The following is a 23,053-nucleotide window of genomic DNA, read 5'->3' on the forward strand; positions in this document are numbered from 1 at the left end:
AAATGATGTGCGCGGGGTCGGTGCCTGTGCAGCCCGGCCCCGCCGCCTGACAATTGCCCCTTTTCGGAGACAAAACGCATGAAGACCCGCGCCGCTGTCGCTTTCGAGGCCAAGAAGCCGCTGGAGATCGTTGAGCTGGATCTGGAAGGCCCCAAGGCCGGCGAAGTGCTGGTGGAAATCATGGCCACCGGCATTTGCCACACCGATGCCTACACGCTGGACGGGTTTGACAGCGAGGGCATCTTCCCCAGCGTGCTGGGACACGAAGGGGCCGGTATCGTGCGCGAAGTCGGGCCCGGCGTCACCAGCGTGAAGCCCGGCGACCATGTGATCCCGCTCTACACGCCCGAATGCCGCCAGTGTAAGTCATGCCTCAGCGGCAAGACCAATCTGTGCACCGCCATCCGCGCGACGCAGGGCAAGGGCCTGATGCCCGATGGCACGACGCGCTTTTCCTACAAGGGGCAGCCGATCTTCCATTACATGGGCTGTTCCACCTTCTCGAACTTCACCGTGCTGCCCGAAATCGCGGTCGCCAAGATCCGCGAAGACGCGCCGTTCCAGACCAGTTGCTATATCGGTTGCGGGGTTACCACGGGCGTGGGCGCGGTTATCAACACCGCCAAGGTGCAGGTGGGTGACAATGTGGTGGTGTTCGGCCTCGGCGGCATCGGCCTCAATGTGATCCAGGGCGCGCGCCTCGCTGGCGCGAACAAGATCATCGGCGTCGATATCAACCCCGACCGCGAGGAATGGGGCAAGCGCTTCGGCATGACCGACTTCCTCATGTCCAAGGGCATGAGCCGCGAGGAGGTGGTCGCCAAGGTGGTCGAAATGACCGATGGCGGCGCGGATTACACTTTCGATGCCACCGGCAATACCGAAGTCATGCGCATGGCGCTGGAAGCGTGCCACCGCGGCTGGGGCACCAGCATCATTATCGGCGTGGCCGAAGCGGGCAAGGAAATCGCCACCCGCCCCTTCCAGCTTGTCACCGGGCGCAACTGGCGCGGCACCGCGTTCGGCGGGGCCAAGGGGCGCACCGACGTGCCCAAGATCGTCGATATGTATATGTCCGGCAAGATCGAGATCGACCCCATGATCACCCATGTGATGGGGCTGGAGGAGATCAACACCGCCTTTGATCTGATGCATGCGGGCAAGTCGATCCGCAGCGTGGTGGTGTTCTAAGGTCCATCTGTTCGCAGCCACCGCGCAGGGCATAGCCGTCTCCCGAAAAGGGGCGGCGAGGGCTTCGTGCGGCCCGTATTTCAATATTTCACAAGACCGAAGTTTTCGGCTATGTGATAACCCAAGTCATGCAGAACCCAGCCGGGATTCGCATCAGGAGAGAGGCCAAGCGTATGTTCAATCACATTTTCGTGGGCACCAACGATATCGACGCGGCGCGCAAGTTCTATGACGCGACCATGGGCGTGCTGGGTTTTGGCGGCCATCCGCTGCCGCACGGCACCGTCTATCCCAGCGAAAGCGGCAGCTTCATCGTGGCCAAGCCCGCCAATGGCGAAGCCGCCACCTGCATGAACGGCTTCACGCTGGGCTTCAAGGCCAGCTCCTATGACCAGGTGGATGCCTGGCACGCCGCCGGCCTTGCCAATGGCGGCAGCGATGCGGGCGAACCCGGCTTCCGCGCGAACAGCCCCGGCAATATGTATGGCGCCTATCTGCGCGATCCCGATGGCCACAAGATCTGCGTCTTTACCGCCAATGTCGGGCCGAAGGCCTGATCGGTGGGGCTGTTCTTCACCCATGTGATGGTGGGCGCGGATGATCCCGCCGCCTCCATCGCCTTTTACGACGCGATCTTCGCCACGCTGGATGTCCCGTCGCAGAAGATGGAAGACCGCGCCTTTTATGGCGAACCGGGCACCGGAATGTTCGCGGTGGGCCGCCCGCGCAATGGGGAAGCGGCAACCCCTGCCAATGGCGGCACGATCGGCTTTGGCGCGAATGATGTCGCCACAGTCGATGCCTGGCACGCCGCCGGCCTCGCCCATGGCGGCACCTGCGAAGGCGCGCCCGGCCGACGCGATTACGGACAGCCCATGTATGGCGCCTATCTGCGCGATCCGGTGGGCAACAAGCTGTGCTGTTTCACCATGAATGTGGAGGGCTGAGGCAATGTATTCGCACAACATGGTCGGCGCGAACGACCTGCACGCGGCCAAGGTGTTCTATGACGCGGTGTTCACCGCTGTGGGCGGCAATCCGGGAATGCTGGACGAAGCCAAGGGCCGCGTCACCTACATCCACAAGGACGGCATCTTTGTGGTGACCAAGCCGATCAACGGCGAGCCTGCCACCGTGGCCAATGGCAATACGATCGGCTTTCTTATGGAAAACCCGGCTGAGTGCGATGCCTGGCACGCAGCAGGTGCGGCAGCAGGCGGCACGCCTTGCGAAGACCCGCCCGGCCCGCGCCCCTTCGGCGACCGCACACTGTATCTTGCCTATCTGCGCGATCCCACCGGCCACAAGCTGTGCGCGCTGCACTGGATGGCCTGAGGACGGATCGGTGACACTCGAAACGGTCAGCACCAACCGCAGCCACGGCGGCACGCAGGGCGTCTACACGCACCAAAGTGCCGCCACCGGCACGGCGATGACCTTTGCCGTGTTCGTGCCCGATCATGAACCAGGCGCAAAGTTGCCCGTGCTGACCTATCTTTCGGGCCTGACCTGCACCCATGCCAATGTCATGGAAAAGGGCGAATACCGCGCGGCCTGTGCCCTGCACGGCGTGATTTTCGTGTGCCCGGACACATCCCCGCGCGGGGATGATGTGCCCGATGACGAAGGCTATGATTTCGGCAAGGGCGCAGGCTTCTACGTCAACGCCACGCAAGCCCCCTGGGCGGCCAATTTCCAGATGCGCACTTATGTCGAGGAGGAATTGCCCGCGGTGATCGCGGCGAACTTTCCCATGGCGGATATGGCGCGGCAGGGGATCACCGGCCATTCGATGGGCGGCCATGGCGCGCTGACCATTGCCCTGCGCAATCCGGCGCGCTTCCGCTCTGTCTCGGCCTTCGCGCCCATAGTCTCGCCGCTCCATTGCCCGTGGGGTGAAAAGGCGCTGGGTGGCTATCTCGGCCCCGACAAGGCCGCGTGGCGCGAATACGATGCCTGCGCGCTGATCGCGGATGGCGCGCGCCTGCCCGATCTGCTGGTCGATCAGGGCACGGCCGACAATTTCCTGGCCGAGCAACTGAAAACGCATCTGTTGGAGGAGGCGGTGGCCACCGCCGGGATGCCCGCCACCATCCGGATGCAGGACGGCTATGACCATTCCTATTACTTCATCTCGACCTTCATGGCCGAGCATATTGCCTGGCACGCCCAGCGGCTGAACGGCTGAGAAAGACTATGCACACCAAGGAACAGAAAATCGGCGAGATCATCGCCAGTCATGCCGCCAAGGAAGGGCCGCTGCTGCCCATACTGCACGACGTCCAGCACGAATTCGGCTGCGTCGATGCAGAGTCCGAAGCCATTATCGCCAAGGCGCTGAACCTGACGCGCGCCGATGTGCACGGCGTGGTCAGCTTCTATCACGACTTTACTCCCGCCGCCGATCCGCGCCCCGTGGTGCAGATCTGCCGCGCCGAAGCGTGCAAGGCGCGCGGGGTAGAAGCCATCATCGATGCCGCGAAGCAGGCAGCGGGCGAGCGGGTGAAGATTCACACCGTCTATTGCCTCGGCCTGTGCAGCGCCGGGCCTGCCGCGCGCTACAAGGACGACCTGCATATCCGGCTGGATGCCGAAACGGTGGCCGAACTGGTGGAAAACGCATGACGATTGTTCGCATATCCGACGATGCCCTGGCCCGCGCCGGCGGGGCGGACAAGCTCGCCGCCGCCTTTGAAGCCAAGGGATGCGAGGTGCAGCGCACCTCCAGCTGGGGGATGCACTGGCTCGAACCGCTGGTGGAAATTGACGGGAAAGGGTTTGGCCCGGCCACTCTGGCCGATGTCGACGCGATCCTTGCGGGAACAAGCGACAAGGCGATCGGGGTGATCGAACAGCACCCCTTCATCGCCGCGCAGACGCGCCTTACCTTCGCGCGCGCGGGCAAGACCCGTCCGCTGAGCCTTGAGGATTACGCAGCCAGCGGCGGGTGGAGCGGGCTCAACCGCGCGCGCCGCATTGGCAGCGAGCAGATCCTGGCCGATGTGCTGGAAAGCGGCCTGCGCGGGCGCGGCGGGGCAGGCTTTCCCACCGGCATCAAGTGGAAGACCGTGGCCGCCGCGCAGGCTGAACACAAATATATCGTCTGCAACGCGGATGAAGGCGACAGCGGCACCTTTGCCGATCGCATGGCGATGGAGGGCGACCCCTTTGCCCTGATCGAAGGCATGGCGATTGCGGGCGAGGCCGTGGGCGCGCGCCAGGGCTATATCTATGTCCGCAGCGAATATCCTGACGCGATCCGCAAACTGAACGCCGCTTTAGCCCTGTGCCGGGACATTATCGCGCCGTTCAAATGCGAAGTGCGCGTGGGCGCAGGCGCTTATGTCTGCGGCGAAGAAACCTCGCTGCTCAACAGCCTGGAAGGCAAGCGCGGCGAAGTGCGCGCCAAGCCGCCTTTGCCCGCGCTCGAAGGCTTTATGGGCCGCCCCACCGTGGTCAACAATGTGCTGTCGCTGGCCGCTGTCCCGCATATCCTGATGGAAGGCGGCGCGGCCGAATATGCGGCGCGCGGCCATGGCCGGTCCAAGGGCACCATGCCGGTGCAATTGGCGGGCAATATCAAGCATGGCGGCCTGTTCGAAGTGCCGTTTGGCGTGACGCTCGATTACCTCGTCAATGAAATCGGCGGCGGCACCGCGTCGGGCCGTCCGATCAAGGCGGTGCAGGTAGGCGGGCCGCTGGGCGCCTATATCCACCCTGATCAGTTCGACATCCCCTTCGATTACGAAGCCTATGCCGCAGCCGATGCGCTGATTGGCCACGCGGGCGTGACCGTGTTCGACGACAGTGCCGACATGGGCGCGATGGCACGCTTTGCGATGGAGTTCTGCGCGGCGGAAAGCTGCGGCAAGTGCACGCCCTGCCGCATTGGATCGACACGCGGGGTGGAACTGATCGACCGCATCCGGGATGGCGGCCGCACGCGCGATGTGCTGGAGCTGGCTCCGCAAATGCACAATGCGAAAAAGACCGTTGGACGCAGCGTGGCCGAGGAAGTCGAGCTGCTGACCGATCTGTGCGAAACGATGAAATTCGGCTCGCTCTGTGCCCTTGGCGGCTTCACCCCCTATCCGGTGATGAGCGCGTTGAAGCACTGGCCCGCCGATTTCGCCCCCGATCTGGCCGATACGCTGCCGGACGCCGCCGAATGAGCGTGATGGGCCTTGTTCTGGCAGGCGGGCAAAGCACCCGCTTTGGCAGCGACAAGGCGCTGGCCGTTCTGGGCGGCGACACGCTGCTGGCGCGCGCGGTGGCCACGCTTTCGGCATGGTGCGAGACGGTGGTGATCGCGGGCCGCGATGATGCGGCCGCGCAAGGCCTTGGCCACTGCATCCCCGATTGGCCGCGCCCCGGCTTGGGCCCGCTGGCAGGCATCGCCGCTGGCCTCGCTCATGCCCGCGCCCACGGCTTTGCCAGCGTGCTGAGCTGCGGAGTCGACAGTGTCGGGCTGCCGCCCGATACGCTCGACGCGCTCACACCGCCTTCGGCCTATCTTGCATCGCAGCCCGTAATCGGTCATTGGTTGGTCGACGCTGAAGAAGCTGCTGTGGCCATCCTCCAGAGTGAAGGACGCCGCTCGATGCTTGCCTATGCCGCCCGCGCTCATGCGCGCCCGGTAAACGCGGCATCCACCCCTGCAAACATCAATACACCGGCTGACCTGGCCCGCATTCAGGCAGCCGAGCTGGAGCACAAGTGATGGGTTACGAACGCCAGAAGGATTTCGGCACGCCGGAAGTGAAGTCGGCGGAGATGGTCACGCTGACGATTGACGGGCGCGATGTCACCGTGCCAGCGGGCACATCGGTGATGCGCGCCGCGGCGGAAATCGGCGGCGATATTCCCAAACTGTGCGCCACCGACAATGTGAAGGCCTTCGGTTCGTGCCGCCTTTGTCTGGTGGAAATCGAAGGCGCGCGCGGCACGCCTGCCAGCTGCACCACGCCGGTTGCCCCCGGCATGAAGGTGCAGACGCAGACCCCGCGCCTCGCCAAGCTGCGCAAGGGCGTGATGGAGCTGTATATCTCCGATCACCCGCTCGATTGCCTCACCTGTAGCGCCAACAATGATTGCGAGCTGCAGGATCAGGCCGCCAATGTCGGCCTGCGTGATGTGCGCTATGGCTATTCGGGGGCGAACCACCTCGGCCTTCCCACCGATACATCCAACCCCTATTTCGATTTTGATGCGTCCAAGTGCATCGTGTGCAGCCGCTGCGTGCGCGCCTGCGCCGAAGTGCAGGGCACTTTCGCGCTGACGGTGGATGGGCGCGGCTTTGCCAGCATGATCTCCGCCGGACAGACGGTGGACGATTTCCTGTCGTCCGAATGTGTTTCCTGCGGCGCCTGCGTGCAGGCCTGCCCCACCGCGACCTTGCAGGAAAAGAGCGTCAAAGAGATCGGCAAGCCCGAACGCGCCGTTGTCACCACCTGCGCCTATTGCGGCGTGGGCTGTTCGTTCCGCGCCGAGATGCGCGGCGAACAATTGGTGCGCATGGTGCCGTGGAAGGACGGCAAGGCGAACCACGGGCACAGCTGCGTGAAGGGCCGCTTCGCCTGGGGCTATGCCAACCACGCCGACCGCATCACCAAGCCGATGATCCGCGAGCAGATCGACCAGCCGTGGCGCGAAGTCAGCTGGGAGGAAGCGATCGGTTTCGCCGCTGCCAAAATCACCCGCATCAAGGCCGAACACGGCCCCCGCGCGCTGGGCGGCATTACCTCCAGCCGCTGCACCAATGAAGAAACCTTCCTGGTGCAGAAGCTGATCCGCGCCGGGTTTGGCGCGAACAATGTCGATACCTGCGCGCGCGTGTGCCACTCGCCCACCGGCTACGGCCTGTCGCAGACCTTCGGCACCAGCGCGGGCACGCAGGATTTCGACAGTGTCGAGGATGCCGATGTCATCATGGTGATCGGTGCCAACCCGACCGACGGCCACCCCGTTTTCGCCAGCCGCATGAAGAAGCGCCTGCGCGAAGGGGCCAAGCTGATCGTGGTCGATCCGCGCCGGATTGACCTTGTGAAAAGCCCTCATGTCGAAGCCGCGCATCACCTGCCCTTGCAGCCCGGCACCAATGTCGCCGTGCTGACTGCGATGGCCCATGTGATCGTTACCGAAGGCCTCGTGAACGAAGCCTTCGTGCGCGAACGTTGCGACTGGGACGAGTTTCAGGATTGGGCGCGCTTCGTTGCCGACGAAAAGCACAGCCCGGAGTTTCTGGAGGCCGTCACCCGTGTGCCCGCCGCCGATCTGCGTGCCGCCGCGCGGCTGTATGCCACAGGCGGCAACGGGGCCATTTACTACGGCCTTGGCGTGACCGAGCACAGCCAGGGTTCCAGCACGGTGATGGCGATTGCCAATCTTGCCATGGCCACCGGCAATATCGGGCGGCGCGGTGTGGGCGTGAATCCCTTACGCGGCCAAAACAATGTGCAGGGCGCCTGCGACATGGGCAGCTTCCCGCACGAATTGTCAGGCTATCGCCACATTTCCAACGCCGAAGCGCGCAAGCTGTTCGAGGATGACTGGGGTGTCACGCTGGATCCCGAACCCGGCCTGCGCATCCCCAATATGCTCGACGCCGCAATCGATGGCAGCTTCAAGGCGATCTATATTCAGGGCGAGGATATCCTCCAGTCCGACCCCGATACGCACCATGTCGCCGCGGGCCTTGCCGCGATGGAATGCGTGATCGTGCACGACCTGTTCCTGAACGAAACCGCGAATTACGCCCACGTCTTCCTGCCGGGTTCGACTTTCCTGGAAAAGGACGGCACTTTCACCAATGCCGAACGCCGCATCCAGCCGGTGCGCAAGGTGATGGAACCGGCCAATGGCTATGAAGACTGGCAGGTGACGCAGCTTCTCGCCAATGCCATCGGCTGCGGCTGGAACTACACGCACGCCAGCCAGATTCTGGCGGAGATTGCCCGCCTGACGCCGACCTTTGCGGGCGTGGCGTGGGAACGCGTGACCAGCGGCGAGCCGCTGCAATGGCCAGTCAACGAAAAGGCGCCCAAGGGTTCGCCGATCATGCACGTGGACGGCTTTGTGCGTGGCAAGGGCAAGTTCGTGGTGACCGAATATGTCCCCACCGACGAACGCACCGGCCCGCGCTTCCCGCTGCTGCTGACCACGGGCCGCATCCTGAGCCAATACAATGTCGGCGCGCAGACCCGTCGCACCGCGAACAGCGTGTGGCATCAGGAAGATGTGCTGGAAATCCACCCGACCGATGCGGAGAACCGTGGCCTGAAAACCGGCGATTTCGCGCGTCTGGCCAGCCGAGCGGGCGAAACCACCCTGCGCGTTCTGGTGACGGACCGCGTGGCGCCGGGCGTGGTCTACACCACCTTCCACCACCCCGCGACGCAGGCCAATGTGGTCACCACCGACAATTCGGACTGGGCCACCAATTGCCCCGAATACAAGGTGACCGCGGTGCAGGTGACGCCCAGCAACGGGCCGAGCGAATGGCAGGAGGAATATGCCGACCTCACCGCCATGGCGCGCCGGATCGAAGCGATGGAGCCTGCGGAATAATGGACGATACCAAGCTCATCCGCATGGCCAACCAGATCGCCACCAACCTCGCCGCCAAGGGCGAGGCGGTGGCGGTGGCGGAAACCGCCGAGCATATCGGCAAATTCTGGGATCCGCGCATGAAGGCGGCGATCTTTGCCGATGACCTGACGCGCTTGACCCCGATCGCGCGCGCCGCCATCGAAAAGCTGAAGGCGCAAGTTTCTGCCGCCTGACGCGGGGCACAGGTAATGACCGAACTGATGCAGCACGGCAGGGACGGGGCGATAACCCCCGTCTCGCGCCAATTCGTGCCCGAAGTGCCCGTGGCGCTGGAATTCAATGGCCTTGCCTATGCCGTGATGATGGCAACGCCGGCTGATCTGGATGATTTCGCGCGCGGCTTTGCCCTGACCGAAGGGCTGGCGACGACGCCTGCCGACATCACCGACATTGCCGTGGCCGAGGTGGACAAGGGCTGGATCGTCCGCGCCACGCTTTCGGGCCTCGGCATTGAAAAGCTGACCGACCGGGTGCGTGCCCGCGTGGCCGAATCAAGCTGCGGCCTGTGCGGGATCGAGAACCTCGAAGCGGTTGCGCGCCCCCTGCCCCCCGTGCCTGCGCATGACGCTATAGACCCGGCGGCGATCTTCTCCGCGCTCGGCCAATTGCCCGACCATCAGCCGCTCACCCGCGCCACCCATGCCGCACACGCCGCCGCCTATGCCGACAGCGGTGGGCGGATTGTCTGCGTGCGCGAGGATGTGGGCCGCCACAACGCCATGGACAAGCTGGTGGGCGCGATGGCCGCCAAAGGCCTGCCAATGCAGGGCGGCTTTATTCTCTCGACCGCGCGCTGCTCCTACGAAATCGTGGAGAAAGCCGCGCGCGCAGGCGCAACCACGCTCGCCACCATATCGCTGCCCACCAGCATGGCGGTGGAACGCGCGCGCACGGCGGGCTTGTCGCTGTGGTGTCTGGCGCGCGATGACAGCGTGATCTGCGTGAACGGCTAACGACTCAGCCGGAACACCGCGTGTTCCGCGCGCCAGTTGGCGTTGAATTGGCCGATCTCGCGCCCGCCCGCAAAGAACCAGCTGCCTTCCACCTTCACGCCCTTTTCGGCCAGCAGATCGCGGAAATCCTCCACCGTCAGATGATGGATATTGGCGGTGGCATACCAGCTGACCGGCAGATGCGGCGTTACCGGCATCCGCCCGCCCAGCAGCAACGCCATGCGCATTTTCCAGAAGGCGAAATTGGGGAAGCTGACAAAGGCGGTGCGCCCGATGCGCAGCAATTGATCAAGCAGCCAGTCGGGCCGCTGTGCGGTCTGCAAGGTCTGGCTGAGGATCGCCACATCGAACGCGCCATCCGGATAATCGGCCAGATCGCGGTTGGCATCGCCCTGAATCACCGATAGCCCGCGCGCCACGGCGCGTTCGACTTCTTCGGGATCAATCTCCAGCCCGCGCGCATCGGCGTGCTTTTCGCGGGTGAGCACATCCATCAACTCGCCATCGCCGCAGCCCACATCGAGCACGCGCACGCCCGGCGGCACCAGGCTGGCAATCTTGGCGAGATCGGGGCGCAGGCTCATCCCACGAACCCCTTCACCACCCGGTCGAGCGCGGGGACGTCCAGCAGGAAGCTGTCATGTCCGAAGGGCGCGGATAACTCGACAAAGCTGACAGGCGCCGCCACAGCATTGAGCGCGTGGACGATGTTGCGGCTTTCCGCGGTGGGATAGAGCCAGTCGGTATCGAAGCTGATGACGCAGAACCGCGTGGCGCTGGCCCCGGCAAAGGCATCGGCCAACCGCCCGCCAGCTTCCTCCGCCAGATCGAAATAATCCATCGCGCGGGTGATATAGAGGTAGGAATTGGCATCGAAGCGGTTGGTGAAGGCAATGCCCTGATGCCTGAGATAGCTTTCCACCTGAAAATCGGCGTCGAAGCCGAAACTCTTGGCATCGCGGTCCTGCAAGCGCCGACCGAACTTCTCGGTCAGGCCCGCTTCGGACAGATAGGTGATGTGTGCGGCCATGCGCGCCACGCTCAGCCCCTTTTCCGGCCCCTTGCCGCCGCCGCCATAATAATCGCCGCCGCGCCAATCGGGATCGGCCATGATCGCCTGCCGCCCCACTTCGTGAAAGGCGATGTTCTGCGCCGAATGGCGCGCGGTGGTGGCAATCGCCAGCACGCGGTCGGCCCGGCCCGGCCAGTTGGCCGCAAAGGACAGCGCCAGCATTCCGCCCATCGAACCGCCCACCACCGCGTGCAGCCGGTCAATCCCAAGCTGGTCCAGCATGGCCACCTGCGCGCGCACCATGTCGCGGATGGTGATGACGGGAAAGCGCATGGCATAAGGCGCGCCATCCTCGGCCAGATCGGCAGGGCCGGTGGAGCCCATGCAGCCGCCGATGATATTGGCGCAGATCACATGGTAACGGCTGGTATCGATCGGCAGGCCGGGGCCGACCATCCGCTCCCACCAGCCGGGCTTGCCGGTGATCGGATGCGTGGCGGCCACGAACTGGTCACCCGTCAGCGCGTGGAAGATCAGGATCACATTGCCCCGGTCCGCCGCCATCTCCCCATAGGTTTCGTAAGCGAGGCGCACATTCGGCAGCACCTTGCCGCTGTCGAGCGGCAGCGGGCTGGCGAGATCGAGCGTGTTGAGCTGAGAGGCGAGCGCGGTTGCCATTGCGTGAGCGGACTTGGGGCTTTGCGTGCATACTGTCAATTGCGCGCGGGCCGCGCTAAAGGCGCGATTGTGACAAACGCCATCGACGCCTCGCCCTCCGCTTCCCCCTCCGCCGCCATTGGCCCGCAGGTCAAGCCATGGATCGCCGCGATCCATGCCTATGTTCCGGGCAAGTCCAAGAGCGCCGACGGCAAACCGCTGGTGAAGCTGTCAGCCAATGAAAACCCGCTGGGCACGAGCGCGGCGGCGATGGCGGCGCGGGCCGGCATTTCGGATGCCGCCGCCTATCCCGATCCCGATTCGACCGCGCTGCGCGAGGCGCTGGGCAATCTGCACGGCATTGATCCGGCGCGCATCGTCTGCGGCACCGGGTCGGACGAATTGCTGAACCTTGCCGCGCAAGCCTTTGCCGGGCCGGGGGACGAGGTCGCCTATGTCCGCTATGGCTTCTCGGTCTATGATATCGCCGCGCGCCGCTGCGGCGCGGAGCCGGTTGTCGCGCCCGACAGGGATTTCGGCACCGATGTCGATGCGCTGCTCGCCGCGATTACGGGCAAGACGCGCGTTGTGTTCCTCGCCAATCCCAACAACCCCACCGGCACCTATCTGCCCCGCGCCGAACTGGCCCGCCTGCACGCAGGGCTTCCGGCGGATGTTCTGCTGGTGGTGGACCGCGCCTATGCCGAATATGTCGATCCGGCCGATGATGACGGCGCGCTGGAACTGGCCGCGGGCGCGGGCAATGTGCTGGTGACGCATACCTTTTCCAAGATTTACGGGCTTGCGGGCGAGCGCATTGGCTGGGGCACTGGCGCGCCCGCCATTATTGACGCGCTGAACCGCATTCGCGGGCCGTTCAATGTGACCTCCACCGGGCAGGCCGCCGCCCTTGCCGCCGTGCGCGATCAGGCCTTTGTCGAGGCCAGCCGCGCGCACAACCGGGCGGAGCGGGAACGCTTCGTCGCCGCGATCGAGGGCTTGGGCAATCACGGCCTGCGCGCCGTGCCGAGCGAGGCGAATTTCGTGCTGGTGCTGTTCGAAGGCGCGCTGACAGCCGCCGCCGCGATGGATGGCATTGCCAAGGCCGGTTACGCCGTGCGGCACCTGCCCAGCCAGGGGCTGCCGCAGGCGCTGCGCATCACGATCGGCACGGCGGCGCAGATGGACGATATTGCCCGCGTGCTGCGCCGCATGGCGGATGCGGCACGATGAGCTTTCGGCGCGTTGCCATTATCGGCCTGGGCCTGATCGGCGGTTCCATCGGCCTTGCTTTGCGCGATGATGGCCTTGGCACCACCACCACGGGTTACGATGCCGATCCGGCGGTGCGCACCCGTGCCCGTGCACGCGGCCTTGCCGATACCATCTGCGATGATCCGGGCGATGCGGTGCGCGGCGCGGATCTGGTGATATTGTGCGTGCCCGTGGGGGCCATGCGCGAAGCAGCCGCCGCCATCGCGCCCGATCTGTCGCCCGATTGCGTGGTGAGCGATGTCGGCTCCTCCAAACGCACGATCACCGATGCGTTGACCGATGCCTTGCCGGGTTTCGAGATCATCCCAGCACATCCGGTGGCAGGCACCGAACATTCCGGCCCCGATGCGGGATTTTCCACGCTGTTCAACCAGCGCTGGTGCATCATCACTCCGCCCCCCGGCGCCAATCCGGCCAAGGTCGCCGCGCTGGTGGATTTCTGGGAAAGCCTGGGCGCAATGGTGGAAACCATGGATGCCGACCATCACGACCGCGTGCTGGCGGTGACCAGCCATATCCCGCACCTGATCGCCTATACCATCGTGGGGACGGCCAGCGATATGGAGACGGTGACGCGCAGCGAAGTGATCAAATATTCGGCCGGGGGTTTTCGCGATTTCACCCGCATCGCCGCCAGCGATCCGACCATGTGGCGCGACGTATTCCTGCACAACAAGGACGCGGTGCTGGAAATGCTCGACACCTTCCTCACCGATCTGGCGCTGATGCGCGAAGCGATCCGCGCAGGCGACGGGCAGATGATGTACGACACCTTCAGCCGCACCCGCGCCATTCGTCGTTCCATCGTGGCACTGGGACAGGACGATCCGCGCCCCGATTTCGGGCGCAGCGATCACAAATAGCAGGGCTCAGCCGACCCGGTAAACGCTCAGCCGGACGGTGGAGCCGACCTTGCCCCCGGTGGCGAGGAACAGGCTGGAATTGACCCAGGCGTAATCGGGATGGCCGCTGTCCAGCCGGATCGCGGTGCGCATATAATATTCGCTGGTCGGCACATCCTCGCCCGCCGCGATGCGTGCCGCCACTTCGGCGCTGGCCTGGCGGATGCCTTGGCTCACCACTTCGATCACCGCGCCTTCCGCCGTTTCAATGGCATAGCGGGCGTCCAGTTCGGCCACGCCGTTCGCGTTCACGGTCTGCCAGTCTGCGCCCACATTCAGGATGCGACCTGACAGGCGCGGGCCGCTGGCGCTGCCACCGATGATCGGGATGATACGGCGGGTGCCGCTGGCGCAGCTGCCCATTTCATGGGGGCGCGAGAGTTCCACCACCAGGTCGCAGGCGTGTTCGAGCGCGATGCTCACGCCGCCACCCGCGCCACCTTTGCGCCTTCGGGAATGGTGCGCGGCGCCTTGTTCAACTCGTCGCGCGCAAAGCCCGCGGCCTTTTGATAGGCGAGCATGAAGGCGCTGCGTTCCTCCGCCGGGATGACATCGTCGATATGGTCGAACACGCCGCCACAGCGTTCCTCCACCATGCCCAGCAGGCCAAACGGGCCGGAGCCACGGTTGCGCAGCGCCAGCGCGCCGACCTTTTCGCACAATTCGGCATCGTATTGCGCCAATGCTGCCGGGGTGACGCCCGTTTCCAGCATGATGCGGCCGATCACGCGCCCGTCAATAATGGCCTGCGACGCGCCGTTGGAACCGGTGGGATACATCGGATGCGCCGCATCGCCCAGCAGAGCCACCGGCCCATCCACCCATGTGGGCAGCGGATCGCGGTCGATCATCGGATTTTCAAACGCGACTTCGGACTTGGCGAGCAGGGCCGGCACATCGAGCCAGTCATAGACGAAGCCGTCGAACTGGTGGGCAAACTCGCTCAGTTCCACCGCGCGGAACCAGCCCGACTTGCTCCAGTCATGGTCGGCATCGAAGGTCTGTTCGGCAATCCAGTTGATATCCGCCCGCCCGTCATCCCCGGTGTGCGAGATGGGGTAGAACACGATGCGGTGGCGGCTGGTGCCGAGGCCCACAAAGGAGGAACCGCTGCGGATCGGCACATCGCGCGCGGTGCCGCGCCACATGATCGTGCCGCCCCAGCGGATTGGCGGCTGGCCAGGATGCATCTGCGCGCGCACCGCCGAATGGATTCCCTCTGCTCCGAACAGCAATGCGCCCCGGTGTTCCGACTTCGTCCCGTCGCGCGCGGTGACGAGCGCGGTGACGCTGCCATCGGCCTCCTTGCGGTATCCGGTCACCTGCTGGCCCAACCGCACCGCATTGGGCCCCAGCCGCTCCAGCACCTTGCGGTAGAGCAGCAGGTGGAACTTGCCCCGGTGCACCGCATATTGGTGCCAGTTGTAACCGGCCAGCTTGCCGCGCGGTTCGGAATAGATGTCGCGCCCGTTCAGACCCACCAGCGCCCATTCGCGCGCGGGGATGCCGACCTCGTCCAGCTCGGCCTCGCCAATGCCCAGATCTTCCAGCTCGCGCACGGCGTTGGGCTGGATATTGATGCCCACGCCCAGCGGGCGCAATTCGGCCACGCTTTCGAACACGGTGCACTTCACGCCGATCTGGTGCAGGGTAAGCGCAAGTGACAGGCCGGCAATCCCGCCGCCGGCAATCAACACGGTGTCGTGCTGCATCTGGAACGATTCTCCGGATGGTGGAGCCAGCGCCAGACGCGCGCTCAACCGTAAAAGGCGACGCCTAGCCGCCTCTATCGGGTGAGACAATCACCTTCTGCCCGGTGAGGCGAAAGCCCGTAGCGCCTATTCGGCCGCCTCTGCCTGCTTTGCGGCATGGTCGCGCGCGGCAAGGAACCGCTCGGCATCGAGGGCCGCCATGCAGCCCGTGCCCGCTGCGGTCACCGCCTGGCGATAGGTGTGGTCCATCACATCACCGCAGGCAAACACGCCGGGAATCGCGGTTTTGGGCGTGCCCGGCTCGACCACCAGATAGCCGCCATCGTCGGTTTCCAGCTTGCCCTTGAACAATTCGGTCGCGGGCGCATGGCCGATGGCAACGAAAGCTCCGTCCACTTCCAGCGTGCTTTTTTCACCCGTTACCGTATCGACCAGTTCCAGATGGCCCAGCGTGCCATTTTCCGCCGCGACAAAGCGTTCCACCGCCTTGTTCCACAGCACGTTGATCCGTACGTTGGCGAAGAGGCGATCCTGCAGGATCTTCTCTGCCCGCAGACTGTCGCGCCGGTGGATCAGCGTCACATCGGGCGAATGGTTGGTGAGATAGAGTGCTTCCTCCACCGCGGTATTGCCACCGCCGATCACCGCCACCTTCTTGCCGCGGTAGAAGAACCCGTCGCAGGTGGCGCAGGCCGACACGCCCTTGCCGCCCAGTTCCTGTTCGCCCGGAACGCCCAGCCATTTCGCCTGCGCGCCGGTGGCGATCACCAGCACATCGCCCACATATTCATCGCCCGAATCGCCGATGGCGCGGAAGGGGCTGCCACTCGCCAGATCGACTTCGACGATCGTGTCCCACATCATCCGCGTGCCCACGTGCTCGGCCTGTTTCTGCATCTGCTCCATCAGCCACGGGCCCTGGATCACATCGGCAAAGCCGGGATAGTTTTCGACATCGGTGGTGATGGTCAGCTGGCCGCCCGGTTGCAGCCCCTGCACCACGATCGGCTCCATCCCCGCGCGCGCGCCATAGATCGCGGCGGAATAACCAGCCGGGCCAGAGCCGATGATGAGCATACGGGTTGTGTGAACAGCCATGGAATCGTGTCTTTCGCCGTAAGTTATGCGGCGGAGTTAGGCCGCGAAGCCCAGCAATTCAACCGCCCGCCCTGTGGACAGCGCCCAGGCTTTACTTGGGGGGGCGATGGGTTAGGTTTGCGGGCAAAACACTCAGCATCAACGGGGAGAGAGATGATGCGCGGATGGAACGGCCTTGCCTTGGCGGGGTTGCTGACACTTGCGGCACCGGCATTGGCGCAAACGACCGAGGAGGAGGTGGGCCGCCCGCCCGCCCCGCCCGCCGGATGGCAGGCGCCCCTTACCCCGTGGGGCGATCCCGATATGCGCGGCACCTATCCGCTGGAAAGCATGGGCTCCACCCCGATGCAGCGCCCCGCGCATTTCGGCACACGGCGGCTGATGACCGAGGAGGAATACCGCAACGCCTTCCTGTCGGCGGAGGAACTGGCCGAACTCGCCGATGTCGAGGACGAAGCGGGCGTGCTGGGCAGCGGCAACTGGTTCGAACGCGGCGCGCCCTTGCGCCAGACATCGCTGATCGTGGAACCCGCCAATGGCCGCGTCCCGCCGCTCACCCCGGCGGGCGAGGAACTGCGCGCACAGATGCGCGACAGCTGGAACATTGCGGTGTTCGAAGGGCCGCAGGATTTCAACAGCCTTGACCGCTGCCTGTCGCGCGGGCTGCCCGCCAGCATGATCCCCTTCCCCTACAATAACGGCCTGCGCGTGTTTCAGGCGCCGGGGGTGGTGGTGATCAATCTGGAGCTGATCCACGAAACGCGCGTGATCCATCTGGGCGATGCCGCCCCGCCGCCCGATGTGCTGCGCACTTATCTGGGCCATTCGCGCGGGCGCTGGGAAGGCAATACGCTGGTGGTGGAAACCACCCATTTCAACGGCCTGTCGCCCATGGTGATCGTGGGGCCGACCAACCGCCCCATCCCCACCAGCGACCACTTGCGCATGGTGGAACATTTCACCCTGACCGGGCCGGGGCAGGTCTATTACGAGGCATGGGTGCACGATCCCGTGGTGCTGACCGAGCCGTTCAAGATGGGCTTTCCCTGGACGCGCGACGATGACTACCAGCCGTTCGAATATGCCTGCCACGAAGGCAACACGATCCTGCCATCCTATATCCGCGCCACGTCCCCGCGCTTTGCCGATTGGCGCGTGGCAAACGGCGGCACACGCGATCCCGCACCTGTCGTGCGCCAAGGGAATTAGGCAGATAATCGTAACGCGCGTTAGAAATTGCGCTTGTCAAACGGGCCGCTGCGCTGAACTATGCGGCGGTGGAGCGCGGAGGGACCATCCGCGCCGGGGAGAGGGTAATGACGGATAACGGCAAGGGGCCGCGGCTGGACCGGCGCGGCTTTATCGGCAGCGCAGCCCTAGGGCTTTCGGCGGGCAGCGCGGCGCTGATCGGGATGAGCGGGCAGGCGCTGGCACAAGCGGGCGGTGCGCCCCACCCGACTGGCCCGCGCCCATCCGGTGCGCCGCAGGTCGATTTCCCCGATGATCCGCGTGCCTTTGGCGGCGGCCCTGCGTCGGCCCGCAACCGCACCGAAATGGACCAGCGCGATTGCGAGGTGGAAGGCGACTGGCCCACTGACCTCGACGGCGCATTCTACCGCGTGGGGCCGGACCCGCAATATCCCAAGCCCGATCAATGGGCGGGCGACATCCCCTTTGACGGCGAAGGCCATGTCTCGATGTTCCGCATCAAGGACGGACACGTCGATTACCGCACCCGCTATGCCCGCAATGCCCGCTTCGTCGCGCAGGCAGAGGCGCGGCGCAGCCTGTTCGGAATGTACCGCAACCCGCTCACCGATGATCCTTCGGTCGCGGGCCTCAACCGGGGCACCGCCAATACGCAATTGTTCCTGCATCACGGCAAGCTGCTGGTGTTCAAGGAAGACAGCCCGCCCGTGGTGATGGACCCGCTGACGCTGGACACGCTGGATCCCGAATACACTTTTGGCGGAAAGCTGGAGAGCCAGACGCACACCGCCCATCCCAAGATCGATCCCGCGACCGGCGGCCTGATCGGCTTTGGGTACGAGGCGACCGGCTTCCTGTCGAAAGACATCAATGTGTTCGAGGCCGACCGGGACGGCCGCATCTTCTGGTCGGTCACCGTGGCCGCGCCCTATGCCGGCATGATGCACGATTTCTGCGTCACGCAGGATTACATCGTGCTCTACCTCGTCAACATGGTGGCGGATGAAAACCGCATCCGGGCAGGCGGGGTGCATTTCAGCTATGACAGCACCGCCCCTTGCTACATGGGCGTGATGCGGCGCGGGGGTGACGGGCGCGATCTGAAATGGTTGACCGGGCCGAACCTGTTCTGCACCCATGTGATGGGCGGCTGGAACGAAGGCACGAAAATCACCGTCGACATGGACGGGGGCGAAGGCAACCAGTTCCCCTTCTTCCCCTCGCTTCACGAGCCCTTCGATCCCGTGAAAGGCACCGGCTACATCCGCCGCTTCACCGTGGACATGGCAAGCCGCACAAACGACCGGTATCAGGCGGAAACGATCTTCCCGGAGGTGCAGGGCGTGCTCAGCCGGCAGGATGACCGGTTCCACACGCTGCCCTATCGCTGGGGCTTTTTGCAGGTGACCGGCCCCAATGGCGGCTGGGCGGTGATCGATCACCGGCTGGGCACGTCCAAGGTGCTGTCGGTGCCCGGATACCAGCTTTCGGAAATGACCTTCGTGCCGCGGCGCCATGATGCGGAGGAAGGCGACGGCTATCTGATCGGCCTCGGCTCCAGCATGGCGGAGGCCGGGCGCAGCGATCTCATCCTGTTCGATCTGGCCGATACCAATGGCGGCCCGCGCGCACGGGTGAAGATGCCCTATCGCTGCGTCGGGCAGGTGCACGGCTTCTGGGCGGATGCGAAGGACATACCGGGGGCGATCCCGGCGTGATGCGCAGGTGGCTGGCCGCGCTGGCAGCTTTTCTGGCGCCGCTCACCTATGGTGTGGCGCTGGCGCAAGGCGGCCACGCCGAATGGATCAATACCGGCCGCACGGCGGATGAGCAGCGTTTCTCTCCGCTGACGCAAATCAACGATGGCAATGTGGGGCAATTGGGCCTTGCCTGGTATGCTGACCTCGCCAGCGACCGGGGGCAGGAGGCGACGCCCATCGTGGTGGGGCGCACGCTGTATAATGTCGAGCCGTGGAATGTCGTCACCGCGCATGACGCCACCAATGGCCGCGTGCTGTGGCGGTTCGATCCGCAAGTGCCCCTGCGTTTCGGCCGCCTCGCCTGCTGCGACATTGTCAGCCGGGGCTTGGCGAGCGACGGTGCCCGCGTGTTTGTGGCCACGCTGGACGGGCGGCTGATCGCGCTGGACAAGGACAGCGGCGAAACTGTGTGGTCCACACTCACGGTCGACAACGCGCAAAGCTACACCATTACCGGCGCGCCGCGCGTGGCGGGCGATCTGGTGCTGATCGGCAATGGCGGCGCGGAAATGGGAGTGCGCGGCTATATCTCCGCCTATGAGCGGGTGACCGGCGCGCTGCGCTGGCGCTGGCATACGGTTCCAGGCAATCCGGCTGACGGGTTTGAAAACGAGGCCATGCGCATGGCCGCCGCCACATGGAGCGGCCAATGGTGGCTGGCGGGCGGCGGCGGCACGGTGTGGGATTCGATCAGCTACGATCCTGAGCTTGGCCTCATCTATATCGGCACGGGCAACGGATCGCCGTGGACGCGCGCCTATCGCAGCCCTGATGGCGGGGATAATCTGTTCCTCGCGAGCATCGTGGCGTTGGATGCGCGGACAGGAGAATACCGCTGGCATTACCAGACCGTGCCGGGTGAGGAGTGGGATTACACCGCCACGCAGCAGATGATCCTTGCTGATCTGGAAATCGGCGGGCGCACCCGGCAGGTCATCATGCAGGCGCCCAAGAACGGCTTTTTCTACGTGCTCGACCGGGCAACCGGCGAACTGCTGAGCGCCGAGGCGATTGCGCCGATCAGCTGGGCGAGCGCAGTGGACACGGCCACGGGGCGCCCGGTGGAGAACCCAGCGGCGCGTTACGGCACCATTCCCGTCATGGTCAGCCCCGGCGCGGGCGGCGCGCATAACTGGAACCCGATGGCGTTCAGCCCGCAGACGGGCCTTGTCTATATCCCCGTGACCGAAACCTACATGGCCTATGCCGCGGCGGAGACTTACGAGCCGGGGCGCGGGCTGGGCACCGCTTTTTCCGGGCATGACGATATCCGCCGCCAGATTGCCGAATATGCGGACGCCAACTCCAAGGGCTGGCTGGCCGCGTGGGATCCCGTCACACAGACCGAACGCTGGCGCGTGCCCTATTCGCAAAAGGGATCGGGCGGCGTGCTGGCGACCGCAGGCAATCTGGTGTTTCAGGGCACGATTGGCACCACCTTTGCCGCCTACCGCGCCGATACGGGCGAGAAGCTGTGGGAGATGCCGGTGCAGAATGTGCCGATTGCCGCGCCCATCACCTACATGGTGGACGGCGTGCAATATGTGGCGGTCAATGCCGGATGGGGCGGCGGCCTTGCCCATGTGGAGCGCGCGCAGTTTTCGCACCTGTTCCTCGGCCGCCCGCGCCTGCTGGTGTTCCGGCTTGGCGGCACGGTGCAATTGCCGCCCATGCCGCCCGAAAGCATGGCGTTGCCCGAACTTGCGCCCCCGCCGCCGCTCACCGCATCGCTGCAAACAGTCGCGCGGGGCGAGGCGCTTTACGGCGCGAATTGCGCGCTGTGCCACGGCAATGCCGCGCGCGGCGGGGTGAAGGATCTGCGCCATATGACGCCCGCCACCCATGCCGCCTTTGCCGATATCGTGCTGCGCGGATCGCGCGCCCGCGCCGGCATGGCCAGCTTTGCCGATGTGCTGTCGGCAGAGGAGGCCGAGGCCATTCACCAATACCTGATCGCCCGCGCCAACGAGGACTGGGGCGGCTGACCATTTTACCGGGAGGGGACAGATCATGCAAAACTGGAAAACCGCGCTGGCCGCTGCACTGATGGTTACGGCAATGCCAGCGGCACGGTTGGCGGCGCAATCGCCCGCGCCCACCTACGCCCCCACCTATGCGCAGGACAAGGCCGAGATCGAGGATCTGATGGCGCGGTATCTGTTCGCCATCGATTATTTCGACTGGGACGCCTACATGGCGACCTTCGCCCCCGATGCGGAGCTGGAATTTGCCAGCGGCACCTATCGCGGGCAGGCGGAAATCCGCGAGGCGGTGACGCGCTTTTCCGAGAATATCGGCCGCTTTTACCACACCGAGGACGGCCAGCCTGCCAAGCTGCGCCATGTCGTGCTGCAATCCGCCGTGCGGGTCGAAGGCGACCGGGCATGGGGCACCACGCTGTGGGTAGAAATGGCCAATAACGGCCCCGGCGACACGATGAAGATGGGCACTTACGGCATTTACGAAGACCAGTTCAGCAGGCTGGACGGACGCTGGCTGATCCAGCGCCGCCGCGTGCTCAACGAATTCCTGCCCGGCCGCGAATCCGGCCCGGAGAATCCGGTGCGCGGCATGGATTCCGCTGCCGATGCCGCGCGCGGGGGTGGCCGGCGCTAGGCGACCAGCGGCACGGCGTTTGACCGTGACAGGCCGGCGGGGAGGCTGATCCCTCAGGGCCTGCGTCGATCTTCCGCGTGGCGGCTTGCCGATTTCAGCGCGCGCTCCGCTGCCTTCACCAGGCGCCGCCGGTCGTGCGCTCTTTGCTCCAGGATTTTCTGAAGCTGGGCGGCGAAGCGTGCCCGGGTAATCGGATCAAGCCCGGCAAAACTGGCCTCTGCAACTTCTGGCGCCACCGCCAGGTCGTTCAGTTCGCCAAGGCTGTCCTGCACCCTGCCCAGCACCTTGGCGAGCGCTGTCTGCCGCGCCGCACCCGCCTGTGTTGATTGCAGCGACGCGAAAAAGCCGACGCCATAGCGCAGCTTCTTGACCTTGATGCGCAGCCTGTGCCGCGCAGCATCGGACATTGTCGCCAGATCTCCCTCATGGCGTAGAACCTTGTGCAGGCGGTGCGCGATGGCATGGCGGGCAAAGGCGGTGATCGGCTCGTCACCACCGCGTTTCACCGCCGAGGTCAGCCAGTTTCCCGCCTCCAGCCATGCCGCAAAGTCTTGCAGCAGGCGTTGAAAGGCCGCGCTGCCCAGCATATGCCGAGCCTCGCCAATCGCCTCATCGCGGTGCGCGGCGAGATGGGCCAGGAGGTCGGCGCAATCCTGCCCGCTTTCCGCCGCCTGGGCAGACACCAGATCGCACAGCACCTGCATATCGCGCGCCGGCCCCAGCCGGCCCGCAACCGCTTTCCATTCGGCGCGCAGCACCGCTGCCTGCGGATCGTTAGTCACCCGGCGAAACAAGGCGAAGGCCGCGCGCAAGCGGCGAATGGCGATGCGCGACTGATGGAGAGCCTCCGCATCGCCCCTTGCCACCACCAGCGGATAATTGGCGAGGAGATGGGCAAGGCAATTGCGGGCAATGGCGTGGAAGCCCTCCCGCGTATCCATCTGCGGGTTGAGCAGCACCGGCGGGGCGGTACTTGCATTGGGGCTGGTTTCGGGTTCGACGGGATGGATCATATGCGCTCCCCCGGTTCGATGCCTGCCTGCCCTGCCCACTGCGTGAA

Annotated in this window: 23 protein-coding genes; 17 read left to right on the forward strand and 6 right to left on the reverse strand. The window is 65.1% G+C overall.

The features are described from left to right. Positions 1-78: 78 nt before the first annotated feature. The 11 genes from WFP44_RS08015 to fdhD all read left to right on the forward strand — a co-directional run bounded on the left by WFP44_RS08015 (position 79) and on the right by fdhD (position 9,752). Positions 79-1,191, forward strand: a complete 1,113-nt coding sequence (locus WFP44_RS08015; protein WP_336925924.1) for an S-(hydroxymethyl)glutathione dehydrogenase/class III alcohol dehydrogenase — start codon at positions 79-81, stop codon at positions 1,189-1,191. Between the two features lie 173 nt (positions 1,192-1,364). Next, complete coding sequence (locus tag WFP44_RS08020) at positions 1,365-1,748, forward strand: VOC family protein (RefSeq protein WP_336925925.1); 384 nt, start codon at positions 1,365-1,367, stop codon at positions 1,746-1,748. A gap of 3 nt (positions 1,749-1,751) precedes the next feature. Beyond that, positions 1,752-2,138, forward strand: coding sequence for a VOC family protein (locus tag WFP44_RS08025; RefSeq protein WP_336925927.1), 387 nt, complete (start codon positions 1,752-1,754; stop codon positions 2,136-2,138). 4 nt (positions 2,139-2,142) lie between these two features. Then, positions 2,143-2,526 (forward strand): VOC family protein, encoded by a 384-nt coding sequence (locus WFP44_RS08030; RefSeq protein WP_336925928.1) that lies wholly within the window; start codon positions 2,143-2,145, stop codon positions 2,524-2,526. A gap of 10 nt (positions 2,527-2,536) precedes the next feature. Then, on the forward strand, positions 2,537-3,379 hold the full coding sequence (gene fghA / locus WFP44_RS08035) for an S-formylglutathione hydrolase (protein ID WP_336925929.1): 843 nt from the start codon (positions 2,537-2,539) through the stop codon (positions 3,377-3,379). 8 nt (positions 3,380-3,387) lie between these two features. Further along, positions 3,388-3,816 (forward strand): NAD(P)H-dependent oxidoreductase subunit E, encoded by a 429-nt coding sequence (locus tag WFP44_RS08040; protein ID WP_336925930.1) that lies wholly within the window; start codon positions 3,388-3,390, stop codon positions 3,814-3,816. Continuing rightward, entirely contained in the window at positions 3,813-5,363 is a 1,551-nt protein-coding gene (locus tag WFP44_RS08045; protein ID WP_336925932.1) for an NADH-ubiquinone oxidoreductase-F iron-sulfur binding region domain-containing protein, read from the forward strand. Before WFP44_RS08040 ends, WFP44_RS08045 begins: the two co-directional genes overlap by 4 nt. Next, positions 5,360-5,911 (forward strand): molybdenum cofactor guanylyltransferase, encoded by a 552-nt coding sequence (mobA, locus tag WFP44_RS08050; protein WP_336925934.1) that lies wholly within the window; start codon positions 5,360-5,362, stop codon positions 5,909-5,911. Before WFP44_RS08045 ends, mobA begins: the two co-directional genes overlap by 4 nt. Then, on the forward strand, positions 5,911-8,757 hold the full coding sequence (gene fdhF / locus WFP44_RS08055) for a formate dehydrogenase subunit alpha (RefSeq protein WP_336925935.1): 2,847 nt from the start codon (positions 5,911-5,913) through the stop codon (positions 8,755-8,757). Before mobA ends, fdhF begins: the two co-directional genes overlap by 1 nt. Then, positions 8,757-8,972, forward strand: a complete 216-nt coding sequence (locus WFP44_RS08060; protein WP_336925936.1) for a formate dehydrogenase subunit delta — start codon at positions 8,757-8,759, stop codon at positions 8,970-8,972. Before fdhF ends, WFP44_RS08060 begins: the two co-directional genes overlap by 1 nt. Before the next feature lie 15 nt (positions 8,973-8,987). Further along, positions 8,988-9,752: a formate dehydrogenase accessory sulfurtransferase FdhD gene (gene fdhD / locus WFP44_RS08065; RefSeq protein ID WP_336925937.1), complete on the forward strand. Its 765-nt coding sequence runs from the start codon at positions 8,988-8,990 to the stop codon at positions 9,750-9,752. Here the strand turns inward: fdhD and metW are convergent. Further along, a complete protein-coding gene (gene metW / locus WFP44_RS08070) occupies positions 9,749-10,336 on the reverse strand; it encodes a methionine biosynthesis protein MetW (RefSeq protein ID WP_336925938.1) in 588 nt (195 codons plus the stop codon). The genes fdhD and metW overlap by 4 nt on opposite strands. Then, positions 10,333-11,442 carry a homoserine O-acetyltransferase MetX gene (gene metX, locus WFP44_RS08075; protein WP_336925939.1) on the reverse strand — a complete coding sequence of 370 codons (1,110 nt, stop codon included), beginning with the start codon at positions 11,440-11,442 and terminating at the stop codon, positions 10,333-10,335. The genes metW and metX overlap by 4 nt, the downstream gene beginning before the upstream one ends. A 69-nt stretch (positions 11,443-11,511) precedes the next feature. On the opposite strand from metX, the gene hisC reads away from it, so the two are divergent. Together hisC and WFP44_RS08085 are read left to right on the forward strand one after the other, a co-directional pair. After that, the gene (gene hisC / locus WFP44_RS08080) at positions 11,512-12,654 is read left to right on the forward strand and encodes a histidinol-phosphate transaminase (protein WP_377922728.1); all 1,143 of its coding nucleotides are present in this window, start codon (positions 11,512-11,514) and stop codon (positions 12,652-12,654) included. After that, on the forward strand, positions 12,651-13,559 hold the full coding sequence (locus WFP44_RS08085; protein ID WP_336925940.1) for a prephenate/arogenate dehydrogenase family protein: 909 nt from the start codon (positions 12,651-12,653) through the stop codon (positions 13,557-13,559). The genes hisC and WFP44_RS08085 overlap by 4 nt, the downstream gene beginning before the upstream one ends. Before the next feature lie 6 nt (positions 13,560-13,565). On the opposite strand, the gene WFP44_RS08090 is transcribed toward WFP44_RS08085, so the two are convergent. The 3 genes from WFP44_RS08090 to trxB form a co-directional block, all read right to left on the reverse strand. Beyond that, positions 13,566-14,021 carry a DUF3237 domain-containing protein gene (locus tag WFP44_RS08090; RefSeq protein WP_336925941.1) on the reverse strand — a complete coding sequence of 152 codons (456 nt, stop codon included), beginning with the start codon at positions 14,019-14,021 and terminating at the stop codon, positions 13,566-13,568. Beyond that, positions 14,018-15,310, reverse strand: a complete 1,293-nt coding sequence (locus WFP44_RS08095) for a flavin-dependent oxidoreductase (RefSeq protein ID WP_336925942.1) — start codon at positions 15,308-15,310, stop codon at positions 14,018-14,020. The genes WFP44_RS08090 and WFP44_RS08095 overlap by 4 nt, the downstream gene beginning before the upstream one ends. Positions 15,311-15,436: 126 nt before the next feature. Next, positions 15,437-16,408: a thioredoxin-disulfide reductase gene (trxB, locus tag WFP44_RS08100; protein ID WP_336925943.1), complete on the reverse strand. Its 972-nt coding sequence runs from the start codon at positions 16,406-16,408 to the stop codon at positions 15,437-15,439. A 153-nt stretch (positions 16,409-16,561) separates the two neighbouring features. On the opposite strand from trxB, the gene WFP44_RS08105 reads away from it, so the two are divergent. The 4 genes from WFP44_RS08105 to WFP44_RS08120 all read left to right on the forward strand — a co-directional run bounded on the left by WFP44_RS08105 (position 16,562) and on the right by WFP44_RS08120 (position 21,993). Beyond that, positions 16,562-17,617 (forward strand): hypothetical protein, encoded by a 1,056-nt coding sequence (locus WFP44_RS08105; protein WP_336925944.1) that lies wholly within the window; start codon positions 16,562-16,564, stop codon positions 17,615-17,617. A 107-nt stretch (positions 17,618-17,724) separates the two neighbouring features. Next, complete coding sequence (locus WFP44_RS08110; protein ID WP_336925945.1) at positions 17,725-19,335, forward strand: carotenoid oxygenase family protein; 1,611 nt, start codon at positions 17,725-17,727, stop codon at positions 19,333-19,335. After that, entirely contained in the window at positions 19,335-21,362 is a 2,028-nt protein-coding gene (locus WFP44_RS08115) for a PQQ-dependent dehydrogenase, methanol/ethanol family (protein WP_336925964.1), read from the forward strand. Before WFP44_RS08110 ends, WFP44_RS08115 begins: the two co-directional genes overlap by 1 nt. 25 nt (positions 21,363-21,387) lie before the next feature. Continuing rightward, on the forward strand, positions 21,388-21,993 hold the full coding sequence (locus tag WFP44_RS08120) for a nuclear transport factor 2 family protein (protein WP_336925946.1): 606 nt from the start codon (positions 21,388-21,390) through the stop codon (positions 21,991-21,993). A gap of 53 nt (positions 21,994-22,046) precedes the next feature. Here the strand turns inward: WFP44_RS08120 and WFP44_RS08125 are convergent, their stop codons facing one another. Beyond that, positions 22,047-23,006, reverse strand: coding sequence for a CHAD domain-containing protein (locus WFP44_RS08125; protein ID WP_336925947.1), 960 nt, complete (start codon positions 23,004-23,006; stop codon positions 22,047-22,049). Positions 23,007-23,053: the final 47 nt, after the last annotated feature.

The organism is Alteraurantiacibacter palmitatis, from assembly GCF_037154115.1.
GTDB classification, from domain to species: domain Bacteria; phylum Pseudomonadota; class Alphaproteobacteria; order Sphingomonadales; family Sphingomonadaceae; genus Alteraurantiacibacter; species Alteraurantiacibacter palmitatis.